The following is a 19,924-nucleotide window of genomic DNA, read 5'->3' as shown; positions in this document are numbered from 1 at the left end:
ACTAGGGTTTTCGTGAAACAGCAGCGCAACTGCCCGATCACTGCCCATGCGCTGCCCCAGTCTCTACCGCGCGCGGATATCCGGCTCCTTCGCCCGTCCGGACTGGTCTACCACCCGCGCCGTGATGTCGGCGGGCGGCGCCGGTTCGTACGGGGTGAACCGCTCCAGCGAGCCCCAGTCGCGACCGAGATCACTATCCAGATAGGTGGGCACAGTCTCGGCCTTCATCAGCAGACCTGTCCAGCCGAGCGGGCCGCCGCCGATGTCGTCCTGCCAGGCGTTGGCCGCGTCCGAACCCACCCGGTCGGGCAGGATCCGCCACTTCGGCGCCTCGGCGACACCGTCGTGGTGCTCGAACGGGCGCTGACAGGGGAACGCCAGGCCGACGTGCCAGTCCAGCAGCACGGGATCGGTGTGCCCGACCACCGAGTCGAGGGAGGCCAGTTTCGGCAGGCGCGGCGGGGTCACCGCGAGCCACTGCTTCTGGGTGATGTCGTTGTCGGTGGCGACCAGGCGCACCGCGTTCACGCCCGCGGGCAGGCGGTCCAATGGCACGCGCAGGTTGCGCCACGACGGCGACGGACCGATGTCGAGGGGCTGGATCGAGCCGGTGACCTGCACTGATCCGTCCTCGGCCCGGGTGCCGTACTCGACGAGCAGGTCCTGGCCGTAGTGCACGACGCCGTCGTTGTCGACGTAGCGGATACGGCCCGCGGCGGTGACGACCAGCGCCTGGTAGGCGGGATCGTCGCGCACGGCGTCGATATCGGCGCCGTACCACTGCGAGGTCAGCTTCGCCTGCTGCTGCACGCCGTCCTGGTAGGAGCCGAGTACCGGCGTGCGGGCCGGGTCGAGGCCGAACGGCAGGGCGACGGTGCTGCCGTTGATACCGGCCTCGGTGCTCGTGCCGCCGCCGGTGCCCGCGCCGGTGGTGTTGGTCGTCTTGTTGGCCGAATCCTTGTCGACGGAGTTGGCCCCGCCGACCACGGTCTCGTCGGCGTCGGCGGTGAGGTCGGCGGCCACACCGTTCGGGGTGAAGGCCGCCGATTCGGTGCTCAGTCCGTCGGCGGGAGCGCCGGTGATGGGAGTGAGCAGGGAATCGGCCGTATTCGTCTCCACCAGTACGTCGTTGGCCAGGGCGCACGTATCGCCCTGCAGCGACTCGATATTCGACTTGGCGATCGAATAGGCCGGGTACTGCGTGACCGCGCCCTTCAGCATCGAGGCCACCTCGAATGCCACGAGCAGCGCGGCCGCGATCGTCAACGGCATGGTGGCGAAACGATCGAAACGGGCTGGGCGTGAAGGCTTGCGGTACGGGTCGCGCAGGTGGAAGTACAGGGCGACGAGCAGGGCGAGCACGCTGAGCCCGAGCAGCAGCGTCGACACGCCCTTGCCCGCGACCATCGGCGCCTTGTCCCAGAACGGCACCCCGAAGCTCGACACGTACCACCAACCGTTGGAGCCGGTGAACGTGAGCGCGAGCAGGAACAGGACCGCCGCGGTGAACAGAGCGCGATTGCGAGGTGCGCGAATACCGTTGGCGCCCACTGCGACAGCGGCCAGTGCGGCGAGCGACCCGGCCAGGCCCGCGTACACGCCGAAGTGGTGTGTCCACTTCGTCGGCGTCCACATCATCAGCAGCAGCGCACCGAACACGATGCCGAGAATGCGCACCGACGGGCCGCGCGAGGTGCCCGGGATGCGGCCCTTGCGCAACACCTGCAGGATGCACACCAGCAGGCACAGCAACATCACGAGGACACCGAAACGCCTGGCCAGCGAGCCGTCGGGGGAGAGCATGAACAGCGAATCCCAGCGGGTGCGTTCGTCGAACCAGGCGGCGTTGGGGCCGACCAGGGTGCGCACGCGGGTGGCTTCCATGACGGTCGCCAGGGTCTGGTCGGCGAAGACGACGATGAGAACCAGGGTGCCTGCGGCTATGCCCGGTGCCAGGAGGGCGGCGTAGCGGAAGATCTTGGCGGCCAGGGAAAGTCGACCCGATGCGTGGGCGCCGCCGGCTGTGCTCCGGGCCTCGAGCTCGCCATCGGTGATCGGCGCTTCTGTCGGGGCGGGTGCACCGGCCGCGCTGTCCTCGGCGGCAGCGTCGAGTCCGTCTCTGTCAGCGGCGATTTCGCGAGGACGTAGACCTTGGGCGCGCTTGATGATGATCTGCATGACCGGTCGCGTGCCTGCGATGAGCGCGGCGATGCAGATGAGTCCGGTCGGTCCTGCGGCGAGGGAGAACGCGGCGATGAGGATCGCGAGGGCGGCGGGGAGCAGGCGGGCGGTGGCGATCGCGCGTTCGATGGCGCACCAGGTGAGCAGGGCGCCGGCCGCGATGAGCGGTTCGGGGCGAAGACCGTTGTCGTAGGGGAGCCAGAAGGCGAGGAACACCAGGCCCGCCGTCCACAGCGCCACCTTGTCGCGACGCACCCGGGCACCGAGGCGGGGCAGCACCTCCCGGCTGATCACCGCCCAGCACACCAGGCCCGCGGCGAGTGCGGGCAGCCGCATCCACAGGCTGGCGTCGGAGATCTTCGTCATCCAGGCCAGCAGCTCGTAGGACCACCCGAACGGCGCCTCGGGCACCCCGAACCAGCGGTAGTAGTTCGCCATGTAGCCCGACGGGCCGGAGGCGCGCGCCATGTTCAGGATGTAGCCGTCGTCGGAGGTGTTGGCGCCGATCACATGCCAGCCGAGCAGCGTCGCCACCACGACCACGTCGGTCGGCGTGATGCGCCACCAGTGCCGGGGCAGGAAGTGGCGGGCGCGGCGGCCGTCGGCGCGATCGAGCAGGTGCAGGGCGACCAGCGCGGCGAGGGTGGCGAGCGCGGCCACGATCATCACGGCCAGTTTCAGCGGTGTCGGGGTGGAGGTGAAGCGGGAGTCGATATCGGCGTGGAACCGGGCGCCGGTGAGCTGGTTCTCGTCGAGATCGGTGTACACCCCGACGATCTGTGGGCGCTTGTCGACGGTGACGGTGTTGCGGAAAGGACTACCGTCGGCCCGGGTCACCCCGACGAACTCGACGGTCGTCGCGGCGATGGTGGAGTCGATCGCGATGTGGTCGCAGTTCGCGATCTCCTCGATCGGCGCCGACAGCATCGGCACATCGCGGGCCTGCACCGTGAGCACGCCCTCGCGCGCGACGACGCTCAGCCCCTTGGTGATCTGCCCGGATTCGGCCGGGATCGTGGTGAGCAAGGTCGTCGGCTGCGGTGTCGGGTTCTCGCCCTCGGGACCGCGCACGTCACCACCCGGCAGTCCGCGCAGCACCGGGCACGGCAATTGCGCGTTCACCTGCTGGGGCACATACGACACGAGTGGTGCTTGCACGCTCGTCGCACCCGCCTGCGGCCAGTCGAGGCTCGCGCGGTCCTGGCGCACCGGCAACAGCGGTGTGAGCAGGGCAAGCACGAACCCGAGCAGCCCACAGACGAGGGCGATCAGGCGGTATCGGGTGAACGCTCGTTCAGATCGGTCCGGTCGCACGGGGGTTGATGCTAGCCACCCGACCCGATCGTGCGGGGGCGCCGCGTCCTATCCGGTCATCCTGTTCGACCAATCGAGCTGCGAGCGGGCCCAATCGGGAATCTCCGCGGCCGGCCGCGGGTAGGCCACGAACTCGGCGCGCAGATCGTCGACCGACACCTCGGGCATCCAGTCGGCGACGGTGCCCGCCGAGTAGGTGGCCTTGAAACGGGTGGGTCCGGCGATGAAGATCTCCGCACTCAGCCACGCGCCGACCGCAGGGTCGTAGGACATGCGCTTGTGGTCGGCCAGGTATTCGACGACCTCGGTCGGCGGCACCATATTGGTGACCGACCCGTCGCGTTCCTTGACCTGAACGCCCGCCACCAGATGCCCGCCGACCTGCAGCGACCACAGCAAGGCGAACTTCTGACCGGGGGAGAGCATGGCGATCGCGGCATCGACCACGAACTTCTCGATATCGCCGAGTGAGTGCAGTTGTTCCCGTGGCGCAGGTTCGGCGTCCTGGCGGTGTTCCCGCATCAGGAAATCGATTCGCTCCGGTCTGCTGAGCGTCATAGCTATACCTCTGCATCCGTACCGATCAGCGCTACCAAAACTGATTTCGGTCGGCCGAACTTGTCAACATTTCGCAGCGTACTCGCCCCGTCCGACGGACTGTGCGGTTTGTTCGCTGCAACCGCACATATTGTTGTCTATCGGTGCTCCGCACACCAGTAGCTACCGGGTGTCTATGGACACATGTCCGGTCAGGCTGCCGATGCGCGCAGGGCGAACCAGCCGTCGCCGGGATCGGCGAAACCGTGGTAGACCAGGGGTACCCGCTGGTCCACGCCGAAAAACTGGTACACCGCCGCCATCGCCTGCCGCACCGAGTGCGCCTGGAAGTCGTCGATGCGCCGGGGTCCGATCCGGTGTTCGGGCAGCATCGAGAGCCGGGTGAGCTCCGCCGGATCGTCCATATCGAGGCCGATCGGCGCCGATTCCTCGATCAGATGGTCGTGCAGAACTGTGCGCGCGGCGGTGGGATCGTGCCGTGGGCCGGTGAACGCCACGCGCTGCATCCGGGCGAGCCCGGGCAGATTCAAGGGCATGCGCACCGCCTCGATGAGGTCGATCAGGTCGGGATCGGGTTCGGGCCCACGTTCGGCCACCGGCGCCTGTTCCAGCAGATGCAGCATCTGCCCACCCCTGACCAGCGGCTCGGGTACCACGAACACACTGATACTCGGACAGATGCAATTCACTCCGGTGAGGCACACCCTGGTGTGCAACGGATCGGACATGAAGTCCTCCTCCGGTAACGGGCCACCCGGACCCACAACGTGCAGGATCGATAACCTTCGCCATCCGCCGACCCCCACCGACGACGACCGTTCCGCACCGCCAAGTGTAGTGCGCCGCCCCACCCGGAAGACAGGGTTGCGCGAACTCGTTTTCGCCGGATCAGCGGTTGACGGTGATGAGGGTGAAGGGGCCGATGTCGGTGGTGGTGAAGGCTGGGGAGGTGAAGAGGGGGCGGGGGAAGGTGACGGTGTAGCGCTTGACGTTGGGGTCGTTGGGGTAGACGTCTTCGGCGAGGCGGAGGGTGTAGTTGTCGCCGTCGCGGCGGAAGAGGAAGGCGTCGGGGGCGCGCCAGGGGGCGGCCGACATGGCGTCGAGGAGGGCCTGGGGGGAGTCGAGTCTGCTCCAGGCGGCGATGGTGTCGGCGCGGGCCTTGAAGTCGGCGAGGGGGTTCGCGTAGTGCGAGGTGAGGGCCTGGAAACCGAAGTAGGGGTAGAAGGACAGGAAGCTGGTGTCGGCCGTGAGGACGACGGATTCGTCACGTGGACGGCCGGTTTGCGCCAGTAGCGCCTCGTCGACGGCGTGGTAGTAGGCCACCGCGGAGGGGCGGCGCTTGTCGCCGCGTTCACCGAAAGTGCCGTAGGCGTCGGGTGTTTCGGTGGGCACCGTGTCGGTGTAGGCGGTGTCGATCTCGTGGACGAGGACGGTGGGGATCGTCTGGGCGAAGGCCATCGCACCGAGCACCGCGAGCGCGGCAGCCGCGGTACGCACCGGCGCGGGTTCGTTCAGCGCCTGATATACCGCGCGACCACCCTCGACGAAGCCGAAAACGCCTGCGGCGGCGAGCAAAGCGAGCAGCACCGGTTCCAGCCGGAACGACAGCAGGGTGGTGCCCGCCGCCGTCGCGGCCATCGACAGCAATGTCCACAGGTAGATCGCCACCACGCCGATGCCGAGCGCCTGCGCCCGCCGCGACGATCCCGCCCGCACGACCAGCCACAGCAACCCGAGCAGACACAGCGCCCCACGCAGGGAGAACTCGAGCATCGGGAACGCCAGCTGCGCACCCGACTCGGGCAGATAGTGGAAAGCATTGCCGGAGGGCAACTTCGCACCCGACAGCATCTTCAGCAGATACGGCGTCCACACCACCAGCGATACCGCGATCGCGAGCACGCCGATCGCCGCCAGTCGCGTGAACGGCACGACAACCACCCGCCACGCGGGCTCGGTGGTGACCGCAGCGTCGCGCCTGCCGATCGCCCGCCCGCTCGCTCGCCGCGCATACAGCGCGCACGCGGCGGCGACCACCGCCATCAGCACAACGGTGAACGCCGCGATCGCCAGGTACAACGTGTAGAAACACGCCGCGACCCCGAGGAACAACCCGGTCCCGAGGACCGCGCCCCACCCGCCCGAGCGGCGGTGCAGCGCACCCCACGCCAGCACGAGCACCGGCGGAACGAACACGACCAACACAGCCCCGTACGCCTCGGGCGAGGCATAGGCCAAAGTCATCGCGGTCACCGCGGCCGCGGCACCCACGGCCATGTCGGCGCGTACCAGCTGCGCCCACAGCACGAGCGCCACCGTGGCGGCCACGGCGAGCATCCCGATCGAGTACGGCTTGAACGCCTCCCAGCCGTCCATGCCGAGCAGGTTCGCGACCCGCCCACCGATCCAGAACCACCCGGCCGGATAGAACGGCGGCAGATCCACGTAGGTCATGTCCCGCAGTGCCGCACTGTCGGTGAGCCGCGTCAGATACTCGGTGCGGAATTCCTGGTCGACCGAAACACCGAAAAGGTACAGCTTCGTCGCCGCCAACGGCATCCCGAGTGTCACCGTGACGAATCCCGAAACGCCCACCCAGGAGGCGAGTTTCGCGACCACAGGCCACTTCCGCAGCCGGATCAGCAACACCGAGACCACCAGCAGCCCCACCGAGACGACCTGCCCGACGGTGGTCAGCGCCCGAGTCACGTTGGAGGAGTTGAACGCAGGCCACTGCACCGCCGAGAACGCGAACAACCCGACCACCGCCACGACCAGCGCGACGAGCGCCGCCGCGGCACCTTCGGCGAGACCGGTCGCGCTCGCGCGCCCCGCCCGCACGTTGTCATCGGTAGTCATCGGCGCGCATTCCTCCGGGTCCACTCTGCTCGACGGTCCGGGTCAGCCTAGTGGAGGGCTCGGGCTCCGTCGGCTCGCGCCGATGCCCCCGGCACAAAGAAACTGCCGCACCGCCGGAGTGGCGGTGCGGCAGTCGCGGTGGCTCTCGATCAGATGGGGAGCTTGCGGAAGATCGGGCGCGGCACGTGGCGCAGGGCCGACATCACGAAGCGGGCCTCGTTGGGGGTCCACACGATTTCGGTGCCCTTCTCCGAGGCGGCGACGGCCTGGCGGGCGACGTCTTCCGGGTCGACCGTGAGCGGCGCTTCCTTGGAGCCGGTCGCTTCCCAGTGGGCCTTGGTCGCCGAGGTACGCACCTGCATCGGCCGGACGACGGTGACGCGCGGGCCGTAGGGACGAAGCGCCTCGCCCAGACCCAGGTAGAAGCCGTCGAGGCCGGCCTTGGTCGAGCCGTACACGAAGTTCGAGCGACGAACCCGCTCGCCGGCCACCGACGACATCACGATGAACCGGCCGTGACCCTGCGCCTTGAACTTGTCGCCGACCAGCACACCCACCGACACACCGGCGGTGTAGTTGATGCCGACGGTCATGACCGCCTTGCGCTGGTCCTGCCACAGCTGCTCGGCGTCGCCGAGCACACCGAATGCCACGATCGCGACATCCACGTCACCACCGGCGAACGCGGCGTCGACGACCTTCGGGTGCGAGTCGGTGTCGAGCGCATCGAAGTCGATGACCTCGACCGCCGTGGCACCGGCCCCCTTCAGCTTGGCGACGGCGTCGTCGAGCAGCGGGTCGCCGGGCAGGTTCGCCAGGATGATCCGCGCGGGGCTCTTGCGCAGGTACTCCGCGCAGATCGCGAGACCGATCTCGGAGGTGCCGCCGAACAGCAGGATGGTCTGCGGGTTGCCAACTGCGTTGATCACTGGAGCTCCAGCCTCCTGGCCATATCGGACATGAACACGCCGTTCGGGTCGACGCTGCGGCGGACCTTGATCCACTCGTCGATCCGGGGATACATCTTGTGGAAGGTCTCGGCGCTGGTGCGCGAGTCCTTCGCGGTGTAGAGACGGCCGCCGAATTCCATCACGCGGCGGTCCAGCTCGGTGACCAGCTCGTTGAGGCCCGGCTTGATCGGGAAGTCCACGCAGATGTTCCAGCCCGGCATCGGGAAGCTCAGCGGCGCGTCGTTGCCCGGGCCGAACAGCTTGAAGACGTTGAGTGCCGAGTAGTGGCCGGACGCCTGGATGTCGATGATGATCCGCTTGAACTCCTCGACCGCCTCGGTCGGCACCACGAACTGGTACTGCAGGAACCCGTTGGAACCGTAGCCACGGTTCCACTCCGAGATCATGTCGAGCGGGTGGTAGAACTGCGTCAGGTTCTGCACCTTGCCGGTGTAGTTCCCGCCCATCGCGTAGTACGCCTCACCGATCGCCGACAGCGTCAGCTTGTTCATGGTGAAGTTCGGGAAGATGTCCGGCACGGTCATCAGGTGCGGCGCGTCGAACTTCAGCGGCTTCTTCTGCAGCCGCTTGGGCAGCTCATCGAGCTTGGCCAAGCGACCACGAGTGATGGTGGCGCGGCCCAGCTTGGGCAGCGGGCTGATGACGTCGAACCAGGCGCTCGAGTAGGTGTAGTTGGCCTCGCTGCCGTCGCTGTGCGCGGCGACCGTCTCGTCGAGGGTCGCGGTCTTCACACCGTCGTTGAGGAAGTAGGCCGTCTCCGTCGGCGCCATCTCGATGGTCGCGCGCAGGATGATGCCGGTGAGGCCGTTGCCGCCGACCGTCGCCCAGAACAGCTCGGCGTCGTTGTCGGGTGACACCGTGCGCACCGAACCGTCCGCGACGAGCAGGTCGATCGAGCGGACGTGGTTGCCGAAGCTGCCCTCGCTGTGGTGGTTCTTGCCGTGGATATCGGAGGCGATGGCGCCGCCGATGGTCACCTGGCGGGTGCCGGGTAGCACGGGAACCCACAGCCCGAACGGGAGCGCGGCCTTCATCAGCTGGTCCAGGCTCACGCCGCCGTCCACGTCGACCAGGCGGGTGTCGCGGTCGATGCGGTGGATGCGGTTGAGCGCGGGCATGTCGATGACGAGGCCGCCCGCGTTCTGGGCGTGGTCGCCGTAGGAGCGGCCGAGGCCACGGGCGATCACGCCGCGTCGCAGATGCGCCGGCTTGCTGTCGTTGTCCTCGGCGACCATGCGCACGGCCTCGGCGATCAGCTCGGGATCGCCGGTCGAGAGCACTTCGGCGGAGGTGGGTGCGGTGCGACCCCAACCGGTGAGCCTGCGCGTGCGCGTAGGAAGCACGAACGGCCCGTCGTTGGTGGTCGAAATGTTCTCAGACATCGGCTTAGAGGCTACAGGCATGGCACAACCTGTGACCGGTCTCGTACCCTTCCTCACGTGCAAGCACAGCCGCATCTGCCCCTGCCCCCCGAAATTCCGCTGGTCGACGAGCCGGGGGGTACCGATGTCGATCTGAAGACGCAGATTGTCCGGTTCACCCTCACTGGCGGTTTCTCGGCGATCGTCGACTTCGGCTTGCTGCTGTTGCTGTCGAACGTGCTCGGGGTGCCTGAGGTGCTCGCCAAGGCGATCAGCTTCATCGCCGGTACGACGACGGCGTATCTGATCAATCGTCGCTGGACGTTCCAGGCCGAGCCGAGCCGCAAGCGGTTCGTGGCGGTCGTCGCGCTGTACGCGGTGACGTTCGCCGTGCAGCTCGGGATGTATGCCGCGTTCGCGTTCGCGCTGCCCGACCAGTGGTGGCGTCAGGCGGTGGCGTTCGTCGTGGCGCAGGGCACGGCGACGGTGATCAACTTCGTCGTGCAGCGTGTGGTGATCTTCAAGATCAAGTAGGTCAGCCTGCTTTGACTTCGGCGTGCTGACGGCCCGCCTTCACACCGAAGTAGTCGCCGCCCTTGGCGCGGACGTTGTCGGTACCCCATTCGCGGCGGTCGCGGGAGACGGGGATCATCTGCGGAATGTGCTTGCGGCAGTGGATGTATGCCTCTTCCACGTCGACGACCACCCACACCTGCGCCGCTTTGCCCCGTTCGGCGGGTGGCAGATCGGTGACGGTCTCGCGTAGTTCGCTGTCGGCGACCATGCGGGCCTTCCCGTTCACGTGCAGGCCGATGAGGTCGCGGACGAAGTCGATCATCAGGATGCCGACGTGCGGGTTCTCGAGGATATTGCCGAGGCTGGCCATCACCCCGTTACCTCGGTATTCGGGGTACGCAATCGTGCGATCGTCGATCACGTGCAGGAAACCAGGGGTTCCCGCACGGAAGCTGGCGTCGCATTCGCCGTGCGCGTCGGCGGTGGAGATGAACGCCATGTCCATCCGGGTGACGAATTCCATCATCATCGGGTTCAGATAGTCGATGACCTGGTCGTCGTAGAACCGTTCGGCGCGTTCGGTGGTGCCCAACGTTTCCTGAAGTTCGTGCTCTCCGTCGCTGCCGACCTGTGTTCCAGGCATCGGGGCCCCTCTGCTGCCGAAGTGCTGTGACCACAATCTCATTGGAGTCTAGGGGAGTTCGGCGTGCGGCGTGGCGAGTCCAGTATTGCGAAGGACCGTAACGGGCGGTTTGCTTCGGGTTTCCTGGACGACGACCGATCAGGCCGGACCGACCGTCACCGGCACTCCGTTGAAGACGGCGGTTCCGGTGATCGCGTCGACGATCGAATTGTCGGTCAGCGCATTGGCATTCACACCGGCATGCGCGCGGGCCACCGACTGGGTGATACTCGCGGCGTGACCCCACCCGTGCGGCAGGCTCACCACCCCGGGCATGATCGCCGCTGTCAGCTCCACTTGCACGGTCAGTGATCCGGCGGCCGAGGTGATCTCGGCCGCCTCGCCGATGCCGAGGCGGTCGGCGTCGTCGGGGTGGATGTGCAGGGTGCAGTGGTTGGATCCGCCGACGAGGGCCTCGATGTTGTGCATCCAGCTGTTGTTGGAACGCAGCTGTCTGCGCCCGATCAGCACCATGGGCGGCGCACTCGCCGCGAGGCCTTCCCGTAGTCGCGACACATCGGCGAGCAAGGGCTGCGGTGCCAGGTCGACGCGTCCCGATGCGGTCCGCAGCACCACCGGCAGACGTGGCTGCAGCGGGCCGAGGTCGATGCCGTGCGGGTTGTCGAGAAGGGTGCGCAGGCCGAGGTCGCCGCCGTTCCACGCGCCGTAGGGGCCGAGTTTGAGCATCAGGTCGACGCGCTGTTCGGTGGTGTCGGCGCCCTCGAGCTCGTCGCGCCGGTCACTCATGCCCGCCTTGTGCAGCATGCCGGCGATGACCAGCTCGTCGATCATCGCGACGGCTTCGTCGCTGTGATGCGGCTGCCCGCTCACGGCTGCGGCGAGCCGGGCGAGCACCGCCGATTCCGACGGCCTGCCGTCGAGCGGCACCAGCGGGCGCGAGTAGCGCGCGTAGTTGCGCACCGCGAAGTGCAGCAGCGCGAAGTCGTAGTGCGGCGACTGGATCGAACGAGGCGGCGGCAGAATCACATTCGCGTGCCGAGTCGTCTCGTTGACATACCGGTCGACGCTCACCATGAAGTCGAGCCCGGCCAGCCCCACGTCCAGCCGCGCACCGCTCGGCGCGGAGAGCACCGGGTTGCCCGCCACCGTCACCAGCGCGCGGATCTGCCCTTCACCAGGGGTTTCGAGTTCGTCGGCGAGGGTGGCGACGGGGAGTTCGCCCATGGTTTCGGGCAATTCGCGAACCCGGCTGGTCCAACGGCCCGGCCGGAACGGCTTTGTCCGGGTGATGCCGAGTGCCGCCGGGGTGGCGAACATGGCGCCGCCGGGGGAGTCGAGATTGCCGGTGAGGACGTTGACCGCGTCGACAAGCCACTGGGTGAGCGTGCCGAATTCGGTGGTGCACGTGCCGATCCGGGCGTAGACGGCGGCCGTCGGGGCGGCGGCCAGTTCGCGGGCGATGCGGCGGATGGTCTCGGCCGGAATTCCGGTGCGTTCCGTCGCGATCTCGGGCGTGAAATCCGCTGCGGCCGCGCGCAGTTCGTCCAGGCCGTCGACCTCCACGCGCACGTCGAGCAGGTTTTCGGCGAACAATGTGTGCACCACCGCGAACAGCAGATACGCATCGGTGCCGGGTCGGATGAAGAGGTGTTCATCGGCCAGTTCCGCCGTGCGCGTCGCACGGGGATCCACCACGACGAGCCTGCCGCCGCGCGCCCGCAACGCCTTCAACCGGCCGGGGAAGTTGGGCGCCGTGCACAGCGAACCGTTCGATTCCAGCGGGTTGGCACCGAGCATCAGCAGGTAGTCGGTGCGGTCGAGGTCGGGAACGGGGACGGTCATCGGGTCGCCGAACATCAGCCCGGCGGCCACCTGCTTGGGCATCTGATCGGCGGTGCTCGCCGAGTACACGTGCCGGGTGCTCAGCGCGCGGACCAGCGCGGGCGCGTAGAGGGCGCCCGCGATCGTGTGGGCATTGGGGTTGCCGAGATAGATGCCGGTGGCGCCGGTGCCGTGCGCCGCGCGGACGGCGGCGAAACGCTCGGCGATCAGGTCGAACGCCTCGTCCCAGCTCGCGGGGCGGAAGTCGGCGCCGTCGCGGATGAGCGGGGTGGTGACCAGGTCGGGGTCGTCGTCGAGCTTGCCGAAACCGGCGCCCTTCGGGCAGATGAAGCCCTTGCTGAACGGGTCGTCGCGGTCGCCACGCACCGAGAGCACCCGATCGTTGTCGTCGAGGGTGATGCTCAGGCCGCAGACGGCCTCACAGAGCGGACAGGTGCGAAGCAACGAACGCGGAGCCATGGTTCATGCCTACTCCACCTCGGCCGCTCGGCACCGGGAAACGCAGAAAACCCGCGAGGCGACGTGGGGATCCGTCGCGGTCGCGGGTCGGCTGTGAAAAGCTGCCTCAGCAGGCCACGGTCAGGGTGGCGCGCTTGCGGGTGGCGGCGGCGCGCACGGCGGCACCGAGGGCGACGACCGGCGGGATCCAGCGGGCCTCGGACGGGGCGACGCCCCACGACGCCGAACCGGCGGCCAGCTGGGTGGGCGGCAGCGGGATGCTTGCACCGTCGGTGTGCACCAGCACACCGGCCTCGCGCATCGCGGCGATGGCCATGGTGGCCTTGGCGACGCCGGTCACCAGGTGGATCTCGCGACGCTCGGCGCCGGGGATCTCGATCACGGGGCCGGACAGGTTGTTGGCGCGCAGGAAGCGGCGAACCTCGCCTGCCATCTCGCCGGTGATCTCGATGGCCGAAACGTTCTCGTCGGTCACCAGGCACAGGCCGTTGGTGGTTTCGGCGACGTTCCAACCCCGCGCGGCGTAGTCCAGCGCGGCGGCACCCTTGTCGGCGGCCATAGTGTTGGTCGGAAACGTCGTGCGCACTGTGTTCTCCATTCCCCGAAGAGCTCTGTTCCTGCGTTCATGGGCGTATCGGCGCAAGGTGGCCGAGTTGTTACGCGGATTCCGAAAAATAATCGAGAGTGTCTGCTTCGTCTCATTCGACGAACCTTCGCTATCGCAGGTTCGGTCCCCGTGGTGTTGGCGTGTCGTCGGAAAGCGGGCAGGATTCGGACCATGACCGACGTGCCGAACACCACCCCCGCCGGTGAGCCGGAGGCCGAGGAGTTCGAGGCCGAATCCCGCTGGCTCTCTTGGAAAGAGGCCGACGTGAAGCGTACGGCGTCGCGTTCGCGAGAGCAGGCCGAGGACTCCGAAGAGACCGAGGCGATGAGGCTCGCGCGCGACGCGGGCTTCGACGATCCGTTCCGCAGCACCCGCTCGGCCACCCAGTGGGGCGCCGAGGCGCTCCGCTCCCTGCTCGACGTGCAATTCCGCAGGCCCGCGACCCGCACGCTGCTGCCGCTGGCCTACATCCTGTGCGTGATCTCCTTCGCTATCGGCCTGCCGATCGCGCTGACGGTGCTGATGTGGAAGGCCTCGGCGGTGCTCGGCGTGCTCGCCGCTCTCGTGGCCGTTCCGCTCGGGCTCACCATCGCCGCGTCGGTGCGGTTGATGCTCGAATTCGCCGACAACGCAGCCCGGCTCGCGGGCCGGGTCGAGCACATCAGCGAACTCGCCGACGGACTGTTCCAAGCACTGTCCGATGTGGCCGAACCGGTGAATCAGCTGTCCGAAGATGTTCGCGCCGTTCAGTTCTGGCGGTTCCGGAAGAAGAAGTAGGTCTTGCGCGGTGTCCGATTCGTTGTGAAACAATCCGTCCGCAGATCTGATGATGCGTCAGCTGCGAACGGCGGCCTCCAGAGAACAAGGGGGAGGCCGGATTTGGATACAGGGGGGAAGTATGGCTTCACCGCAGGGCGTCACCGGTTCGACCATGCCGCGCAGGCAGCTGGGCAGGCACTTACGTGACCTGCGCAACCGCGCGCGGATGACCACCAGAACCGCGGCGGCGCAACTCGAGTGGTCGGAAGCGAAGATCTGGCGGATCGAAACGGGGCAGACATCGCTGCGCAGCCTCGATGTCGAGGCCATGTGCAAGGTGTACGGAGCGCCCGCCGATCAGGTGGAACCGCTGGCGGCACTTGCTCGCGAAACCAAGGCGCGGGGGTGGTGGACGAGTTACGGCGACGTCATTCCGGAGGGCTTCGAGGTCTACATCGGCCTCGAGGAGGCGGCGGCCGAGCTGTCGATCTACGAGGACGGCCTGGTCCCGGCGCTGTTGCAGACCGAGGACTACACCAGGGCGCTGCTCGAACGGACCATTCCCGAACTCACCGACGCCGACTTGGAACGGCGGCTGCGGGTGAGCGCGGCCAGGCAGGCGTTGCTCACCAGGACGGGCTCGCCGTTGCGGCTGCGGGTGGTGCTCGCCGCGGCGGTGCTGTCGCGCCGCATCGGTGACGATCGGGTGCTCGCCGGTCAGCGTGCGCGGCTGCGCGAGCTGGCCGAACGCGACACCGTCGACATCCGGGTGATCCCGGACGACTCCGGTTACCACGCCGGGCTCGAGTCGGGCCGGTTCACCGTGCTCGATTTCGACGGCGACAACGCGGTCGACAAGCAGGAACCGCCGGTGGTCTACGTGGAGACCTTCGCCGGTTCGGTCTATCTCGACAAGCCGGCCGAATTCGACCGCTACCGAAGCGCTTTCACCGACATCACCGCCGCGGCGAGCGCGACGGTGTAGCTCCTACCAGGAGTCGGTGAGTACCGAACGGTGCGTGGGCAGGGCCTGGTCGTAGACCGCCCTGCCCTTTTCCGTGAGCTTGACGAAACACGCCCGCCGGTCGCCGTCGCAGGTGCTGCGTTCGACCAGGTCGTCGCGTTCGAGCCGGGCCACGGCGCGCGAGAGCGCGCTCTGACTCAGGTAGATGTCGCCGGACAGGTCGGTCATGCGGTACTTCTCGCAGGCCGCGTCGACGAGACGGTCGAGGATCTCGAACTCGCTGAGTCCGATCCGGTGTTCGTTCTGAAGCGCCTTCTCCAGTGCGCAGCTCACGGCGGCGTGCCGGTCGAGCAATGCGCGCCACTGGCCGACCAGCTCGGTGGGCGCTTCGTTGCGCCGAGCTGTGTTGGCCGGGTTCGACATGCGGCCATCTTAGTGCGCCCGACGGATCTATGCAACTGCATTAAATGTGTTGGCATTAAATGCGCATGCATGTAATGTCCTCCGCATGACTTCGCCAGCAACGCTCTCGGCCGCCGAGGCGACCGACCCGACCCGGTGGTCCGCTCGCCTCTGGGGCCTGCTGATCACCCTGTGCATTGTTCTGTTCCTCGACGGTCTCGACGTTTCGATGATCGGTGTCGCCCTGCCGTCCATCGGCGCCGAACTCGATATGTCCACCTCCACCCTGCAGTGGCTCGTGGGCGGTTACGTCCTCGGCTACGGCGGTCTGCTGCTGCTCGGCGGTCGCACGGCCGACCTGCTCGGGCGCCGCAAGGTGTTCCTCATCGCCCTGGCCGTCTTCGCGGTCGCGTCCCTGATCGGCGGCCTGGTCAGCGACCCGACGCTGCTGATCGTCACCCGGTTCATCAAGGGTCTGGCCGCCGCGTTCACCGCGCCGACCGGCCTGTCGATCATCGCCACCACCTTCGCCGAAGGAAAAGCGCGCAACAAGGCGCTGTCCATCTACACCGTCTTCGGCGCGGGTGGTTACTCCATGGGCCTGCTCTTCGGCGGCCTGATGACCGGTGTCGGCTGGCGCTGGACGTTCCTGCTGCCCGTCCCGATCGCCGTCGCCGCCCTGATCTCGGCGTTCGTGCTGATCCCCAAGGACGGTAAGGCCGAGGAAGGCGGCCACGATCTGCTCGGCGCGCTGCTGTCCACCTCGGGCATGCTGCTGCTGGTCTACACCGTGGTCACCGCGCCCGAGGTCGGCTGGGCCTCGGCCCGGACCGTCATCTCGTTCATCGCCGTGGTCGCCCTGTTCGCCGCGTTCGTCGTCACCGAGCAGCGTGTCGCCCACCCGCTGGTCCGGCTCGGGATCCTGCGCAAGGTGTCGCTGGTGCGGGCCAGCCTGGCCATCATCGCGGTCGCCGGCTCGTACTTCAGCTGGCAGTTCATCGTCACGCTGTACCTGCAGGACACCCTCGGCTGGTCGCCGCTGAAGCTCGCCATGGCGCTGCTTCCGGTCGGCATCCTTGTCGTCGCCTCGGCGTTCTTCTCCGACAAGCTGATCGACCGCTTCGGCACCGGACCGGTGATCGCCGTGACCATGTCTGTGATGGCCGTCGGTTACCTGCTGTTCCTGCGGATCGACACCGCGCCCGACTACCTGACCGTGCTGCTGCCCGCGGTCCTGCTGATCGGCATCGGCTGGGTGGGCTTCCCTGCCATCAACGTGCAGGCCACCAGCGGTATCGACGACGAGGAGCAGGGTCTCGCGGCGGGCGTGCTGCAGACCTCGATGCAGGTCGGTGCGGCCGTGGTGCTCGCGGTGACCACCGCGATCGTCACCTCCGGTACCGCGCACGGCACCTCGCCGCAGCAGATGCTCGACACCTACCGCCCCGGCCTCGAGTTCGCCGCCGGTGTCACGGTGCTCGGCGCACTGGTCGCGCTCACCGTCTTCTGGCCGCGCAAGCGGGTCACCGACGCGCCGGTGGTCGAGGAGAAGGTGCTCCAGACGGTCTGATCCGAAGCGCTGAAGGCACCACCATGTCGCGGTGGTGCCTTTTCGGCGTGCCGGGCAACCGCGGGTTTTCGGCCTTCCGTGCCGAAAACCCCGCGGCGCCAGCCGCTAATGTAACCGCGGCGCTGCCTCGTCCTTGGCGGAGCGGATGAAGGTGAGCGGGCGGCCGTCGCGGCCCTCGGTCGGCCAGTCGATGGCCAGCCGGGGGTCGAAAGCGTCCAGGTCACGGTCGAATTCGGGGGTGTACTCGAGCGAGCACAGGTAGGTCACCGTCGAGTAGTTCTCCAGCGAGAGGATGGCGTGGCCGAGCCCCTCGGACAGGAACACCGAGCGGCGGTCCACGTCGTCGAGCAGCACGCTGTCCCAGCGGCCGTAGGTGGGCGAACCCGGTCGCAGGTCGACGACCACGTCGAGAAAGGCGCCGCGCACACACGTCACATACTTGGCCTGGCCCGGCGGGTCCTCGGTGTAGTGGATGCCGCGCAACACTCCCGCCGCCGACACCGAGGTGTTCACCTGGTGCAGGTCGAAGGGCCGGCCGGTGGCCTTCTCGAACTCCGAGGCCTTGAACGACTCGCAGAACATGCCACGGTCGTCGCCGAGCAGGCGGGGAGTGACCACCCACGCGCCGGGGATGGCCAGTTCACGGATCTCCATGTGCTACCAGTCTTTTCCGCGGTCGATCAGGTCGAGCAGGTAGCGCCCGTAGCCGGAGCGCACCATCGGTTCGGCCAGTTCGCACAGCTGGTCGTCGGAGATCAGGCCGCGGCGCCACGCCACCTCCTCGGGCACCCCGATCTTGAGGCCCTGGCGTTCCTCGATGGTCCGCACGTAGTTGGCGGCGTCGAGCAGCGAGTCGAAGGTGCCGGTATCGAGCCAGGCGGTGCCGCGCGCGAGCACGTCGACGCTGAGCCTGCCCTGCTCGAGATAGGCGCGGTTGATGTCGGTGATCTCGTACTCCCCGCGCGCCGAGGGACGCAGCTCGCGCGCGATCTCGACCACGTCGTTGTCGTAGAAGTACAGACCGGGGATGGCGTAGTTGGAGCGCGGCACCTTCGGCTTCTCCTCGATGGAGACCGCGCGACCGTCCACGAACTCCACCACGCCGTAGGCGGTGGGGTCGCTCACCCAGTAGGCGAACACCGCGCCGCCGTCGATGTCGTGGAAGCGGTGCAGGCTGGCGCCGAGGCCGGGGCCGTGGAAGATGTTGTCGCCGAGTACGAGCGCGGCGGGTTCGGTGCCGATGTGGTCGGCGCCGAGCACGAAAGCCCTGGCCAGGCCGTCGGGTTCGGGCTGGACCACATAGCTGAGCGACACCCCGAACTGGCTGCCGTCACCGAGCAGCCGGGTGAACGCCTCGGCATCCTCCGGCGTGGTGATGACGAGAATGTCGTCGATCCCTGCCAACATGAGGGTGGACAAGGGGTAGTAGACCATCGGTTTGTCGTAGACCGGGACGAGCTGCTTGCTCACCCCGCGCGTGATCGGGTGCAGCCGCGATCCGGTGCCGCCCGCCAAGATGATTCCGCGCATAGGTGGCAAGTCTGCCAGTTCCGGCGTCGCAGGAGTCGGGGAGGTTCCGACACGTGGACGAATTGATCACGAACGTTTCGCAACCGGGTGTGTCGGTCGATAACTGGGACACGACGGCGTTCATCTGATTATGTGAGCGTCGATGTGTGAAACATCACTGTGTTAGATGTCAGCGTCGACATCCGATCCGGGGCTCGCACCCGAGCCATCGAGTCGACGCGCCAGTGTGAGGTAGGTGCGCGATGGAAGCCTCGAAGATCGGCAGGCCCGGTGTGTTGGGCGGGATCGTCCCCGCCGCCCCCAGGGGCGCCACCAGTCCGAAAGCGGCGGGCATCGTCGTCAACTCCGGACGGGGCAGTACGTCCTCGCGCGTGTTGATGGGCGCCTGCGTCGGCGTCATCGGGCCGCTGCTGCGCACCGTCCCCATCAACCGACGGACCATCCCGATCGGCGGCATCGCCGTCGACCTGCTCGCGCGACTGCGCCCCGAACCGACGGGCATCGAACGCGAACAGATCCAGCTCGACGGATTCAAGATGGAGATGATCCGTCCTGCGGGCGCCTCGCGGGCGCTGCGCCACGGCGCGCTGCTGTATCTGCACGGTGGCGGCTTCGCGGTCTGCGGGTTGTCGACCCATCGGGCCGTCGCCGCCGGGCTGGCCAGGCGGACCGGGTTGCCGGTGCTCAATGTGGAATACCGTCAGCTGCCGGGTTCGATCGACGCCGCCATCGACGACTGCGTGCTGGCCTACCGCTGGTTGCTGCGCCACGGCGCCGACCCGGGCCGCATCGTCTTCGCCGGTGACTCGGCGGGCGGGTTCCTCACCTTCGCCACCGCGCTGCGCGCCCGCGACATCGGATTGCCGCTGCCCGCCGGTCTCGTCGGCTTGAGTCCGCTGCTCGATCTGGACTACCGGGCGAAGAAGGACTACGTGAATGTGCGCCGCGACGCCTACATTCCGCTGGCCGGACTGGAGGCCGTGGTCCGCCTCGGCGCCGAGCACGCCGGTCCGCTCGACGCGAAGCTCTCGCCGGTCAATGCCGACCTGGCCGGGTTGCCACCGGTACTGCTGATCGCGGCCGAAGACGAATTGCTGCGCTACGACTGCGAACTCATGGCCCACCGGCTCGGTGCGGCGGGTGTGCCGCACACACTCGAACTGTGGCGGGGGCAGGTGCACGCCTTCATGAGCATCCTGCCGGACATGCCGGAGAGCCGTTCGGCGCTCGGACGGGTCGCCAAGTTCGTGCGGGAAGTGGTGGCGCCCGCCGAACGCGCCCGCACCGCCTGACCCCAGCCGAAAACGACAGGTGCCCCGCCGCAACTCTTTCGAGCCGCAGCGGGGCACCTGGCGTACCTGCTCGCGAATGTGCTTACGCGAGTGCGG

The 19,924-nt window shown here is 67.8% G+C and carries 17 protein-coding genes; 5 read left to right on the top strand and 12 right to left on the bottom strand.

Features of this window, described 5'->3' with window-relative positions:
* Positions 1-63: 63 nt before the first annotated feature.
* From LDL21_RS19625 to dprE1, 6 genes are all read right to left on the bottom strand, one after another.
* The gene (locus tag LDL21_RS19625) at positions 64-3,495 is read right to left on the bottom strand and encodes an arabinosyltransferase domain-containing protein (protein WP_225281264.1); all 3,432 of its coding nucleotides are present in this window, start codon (positions 3,493-3,495) and stop codon (positions 64-66) included.
* Positions 3,496-3,543: 48 nt separating this feature from the next.
* Complete coding sequence (locus tag LDL21_RS19620; RefSeq protein ID WP_181700530.1) at positions 3,544-4,053, bottom strand: hypothetical protein; 510 nt, start codon at positions 4,051-4,053, stop codon at positions 3,544-3,546.
* A 191-nt stretch (positions 4,054-4,244) separates the two neighbouring features.
* Complete coding sequence (locus LDL21_RS19615) at positions 4,245-4,781, bottom strand: hypothetical protein (protein ID WP_225281263.1); 537 nt, start codon at positions 4,779-4,781, stop codon at positions 4,245-4,247.
* A gap of 160 nt (positions 4,782-4,941) precedes the next feature.
* Entirely contained in the window at positions 4,942-6,912 is a 1,971-nt protein-coding gene (locus LDL21_RS19610) for an arabinofuranosyltransferase (RefSeq protein ID WP_225281262.1), read from the bottom strand.
* A 149-nt stretch (positions 6,913-7,061) separates the two neighbouring features.
* Positions 7,062-7,841, bottom strand: coding sequence for a decaprenylphospho-beta-D-erythro-pentofuranosid-2-ulose 2-reductase (gene dprE2, locus LDL21_RS19605; protein ID WP_181700776.1), 780 nt, complete (start codon positions 7,839-7,841; stop codon positions 7,062-7,064).
* On the bottom strand, positions 7,838-9,265 hold the full coding sequence (gene dprE1, locus LDL21_RS19600; RefSeq protein WP_225281261.1) for a decaprenylphosphoryl-beta-D-ribose oxidase: 1,428 nt from the start codon (positions 9,263-9,265) through the stop codon (positions 7,838-7,840). Before dprE1 ends, dprE2 begins: the two co-directional genes overlap by 4 nt.
* 57 nt (positions 9,266-9,322) lie before the next feature.
* Here dprE1 and LDL21_RS19595 point away from each other — a divergent pair, with 57 nt between their 5' ends.
* Complete coding sequence (locus LDL21_RS19595; RefSeq protein WP_084457194.1) at positions 9,323-9,778, top strand: GtrA family protein; 456 nt, start codon at positions 9,323-9,325, stop codon at positions 9,776-9,778.
* A gap of 1 nt (position 9,779) precedes the next feature.
* On the opposite strand, the gene LDL21_RS19590 is transcribed toward LDL21_RS19595, so the two are convergent.
* The 3 genes from LDL21_RS19590 to LDL21_RS19580 all read right to left on the bottom strand — a co-directional run bounded on the left by LDL21_RS19590 (position 9,780) and on the right by LDL21_RS19580 (position 13,302).
* Complete coding sequence (locus LDL21_RS19590) at positions 9,780-10,403, bottom strand: pyridoxamine 5'-phosphate oxidase family protein (protein ID WP_225281260.1); 624 nt, start codon at positions 10,401-10,403, stop codon at positions 9,780-9,782.
* Positions 10,404-10,541: 138 nt separating this feature from the next.
* Complete coding sequence (locus tag LDL21_RS19585) at positions 10,542-12,704, bottom strand: molybdopterin-dependent oxidoreductase (RefSeq protein ID WP_225281259.1); 2,163 nt, start codon at positions 12,702-12,704, stop codon at positions 10,542-10,544.
* 106 nt (positions 12,705-12,810) lie between these two features.
* Entirely contained in the window at positions 12,811-13,302 is a 492-nt protein-coding gene (locus LDL21_RS19580; protein WP_174552230.1) for a hypothetical protein, read from the bottom strand.
* A gap of 180 nt (positions 13,303-13,482) precedes the next feature.
* Here LDL21_RS19580 and LDL21_RS19575 point away from each other — a divergent pair, with 180 nt between their 5' ends.
* The gene (locus tag LDL21_RS19575) at positions 13,483-14,088 is read left to right on the top strand and encodes a DUF4282 domain-containing protein (protein WP_067494828.1); all 606 of its coding nucleotides are present in this window, start codon (positions 13,483-13,485) and stop codon (positions 14,086-14,088) included.
* A 121-nt stretch (positions 14,089-14,209) separates the two neighbouring features.
* The gene (locus LDL21_RS19570) at positions 14,210-15,055 is read left to right on the top strand and encodes a helix-turn-helix domain-containing protein (protein WP_225281258.1); all 846 of its coding nucleotides are present in this window, start codon (positions 14,210-14,212) and stop codon (positions 15,053-15,055) included.
* Positions 15,056-15,058: 3 nt separating this feature from the next.
* Here the strand turns inward: LDL21_RS19570 and LDL21_RS19565 are convergent, their stop codons facing one another.
* A complete protein-coding gene (locus tag LDL21_RS19565; RefSeq protein ID WP_181700763.1) occupies positions 15,059-15,457 on the bottom strand; it encodes a MarR family winged helix-turn-helix transcriptional regulator in 399 nt (132 codons plus the stop codon).
* Between the two features lie 85 nt (positions 15,458-15,542).
* Between LDL21_RS19565 and LDL21_RS19560 the strand changes: the two genes are divergently transcribed.
* Positions 15,543-17,006 (top strand): MFS transporter, encoded by a 1,464-nt coding sequence (locus LDL21_RS19560; RefSeq protein ID WP_220139718.1) that lies wholly within the window; start codon positions 15,543-15,545, stop codon positions 17,004-17,006.
* 105 nt (positions 17,007-17,111) lie between these two features.
* Here the strand turns inward: LDL21_RS19560 and LDL21_RS19555 are convergent, their stop codons facing one another.
* Together LDL21_RS19555 and rfbA are read right to left on the bottom strand one after the other, a co-directional pair.
* The gene (locus tag LDL21_RS19555) at positions 17,112-17,660 is read right to left on the bottom strand and encodes a dTDP-4-dehydrorhamnose 3,5-epimerase family protein (protein ID WP_225281257.1); all 549 of its coding nucleotides are present in this window, start codon (positions 17,658-17,660) and stop codon (positions 17,112-17,114) included.
* Positions 17,661-17,663: 3 nt separating this feature from the next.
* Positions 17,664-18,536: a glucose-1-phosphate thymidylyltransferase RfbA gene (rfbA, locus tag LDL21_RS19550; protein ID WP_225281256.1), complete on the bottom strand. Its 873-nt coding sequence runs from the start codon at positions 18,534-18,536 to the stop codon at positions 17,664-17,666.
* Positions 18,537-18,778: 242 nt separating this feature from the next.
* On the opposite strand from rfbA, the gene LDL21_RS19545 reads away from it, so the two are divergent.
* Positions 18,779-19,828, top strand: a complete 1,050-nt coding sequence (locus LDL21_RS19545; RefSeq protein ID WP_225281255.1) for an alpha/beta hydrolase — start codon at positions 18,779-18,781, stop codon at positions 19,826-19,828.
* The last annotated feature ends 96 nt before the right edge of the window (positions 19,829-19,924 follow it).

It is taken from the genome of Nocardia rosealba (assembly GCF_020216065.1).
Lineage (GTDB): Bacteria > Actinomycetota > Actinomycetes > Mycobacteriales > Mycobacteriaceae > Nocardia > Nocardia rosealba.
Note: the sequence above shows the minus strand (reverse complement) of the source record. Positions and strands in the feature narration are given on the sequence as shown.

What these genes read in the sequence shown, in the direction of transcription:
- LDL21_RS19620 (WP_181700530.1), bottom strand. Translation starts at nt 4,053, where the DNA reads ATGACGCTCAGCAGACCGGAGCGAATCGATTTCCTGATGCGGGAACAC.
- LDL21_RS19615 (WP_225281263.1), bottom strand. Translation starts at nt 4,781, where the DNA reads ATGTCCGATCCGTTGCACACCAGGGTGTGCCTCACCGGAGTGAATTGC.
- LDL21_RS19610 (WP_225281262.1), bottom strand. Translation starts at nt 6,912, where the DNA reads ATGACTACCGATGACAACGTGCGGGCGGGGCGCGCGAGCGCGACCGGT.
- dprE1 (WP_225281261.1), bottom strand. Translation starts at nt 9,265, where the DNA reads ATGTCTGAGAACATTTCGACCACCAACGACGGGCCGTTCGTGCTTCCT.
- LDL21_RS19590 (WP_225281260.1), bottom strand. Translation starts at nt 10,403, where the DNA reads ATGCCTGGAACACAGGTCGGCAGCGACGGAGAGCACGAACTTCAGGAA.
- LDL21_RS19585 (WP_225281259.1), bottom strand. Translation starts at nt 12,704, where the DNA reads ATGGCTCCGCGTTCGTTGCTTCGCACCTGTCCGCTCTGTGAGGCCGTC.
- LDL21_RS19580 (WP_174552230.1), bottom strand. Translation starts at nt 13,302, where the DNA reads ATGGAGAACACAGTGCGCACGACGTTTCCGACCAACACTATGGCCGCC.
- LDL21_RS19575 (WP_067494828.1), top strand. Translation starts at nt 13,483, where the DNA reads ATGACCGACGTGCCGAACACCACCCCCGCCGGTGAGCCGGAGGCCGAG.
- LDL21_RS19570 (WP_225281258.1), top strand. Translation starts at nt 14,210, where the DNA reads ATGGCTTCACCGCAGGGCGTCACCGGTTCGACCATGCCGCGCAGGCAG.
- LDL21_RS19565 (WP_181700763.1), bottom strand. Translation starts at nt 15,457, where the DNA reads ATGTCGAACCCGGCCAACACAGCTCGGCGCAACGAAGCGCCCACCGAG.
- LDL21_RS19560 (WP_220139718.1), top strand. Translation starts at nt 15,543, where the DNA reads ATGACTTCGCCAGCAACGCTCTCGGCCGCCGAGGCGACCGACCCGACC.
- LDL21_RS19555 (WP_225281257.1), bottom strand. Translation starts at nt 17,660, where the DNA reads ATGGAGATCCGTGAACTGGCCATCCCCGGCGCGTGGGTGGTCACTCCC.
- rfbA (WP_225281256.1), bottom strand. Translation starts at nt 18,536, where the DNA reads ATGCGCGGAATCATCTTGGCGGGCGGCACCGGATCGCGGCTGCACCCG.
- LDL21_RS19545 (WP_225281255.1), top strand. Translation starts at nt 18,779, where the DNA reads ATGGAAGCCTCGAAGATCGGCAGGCCCGGTGTGTTGGGCGGGATCGTC.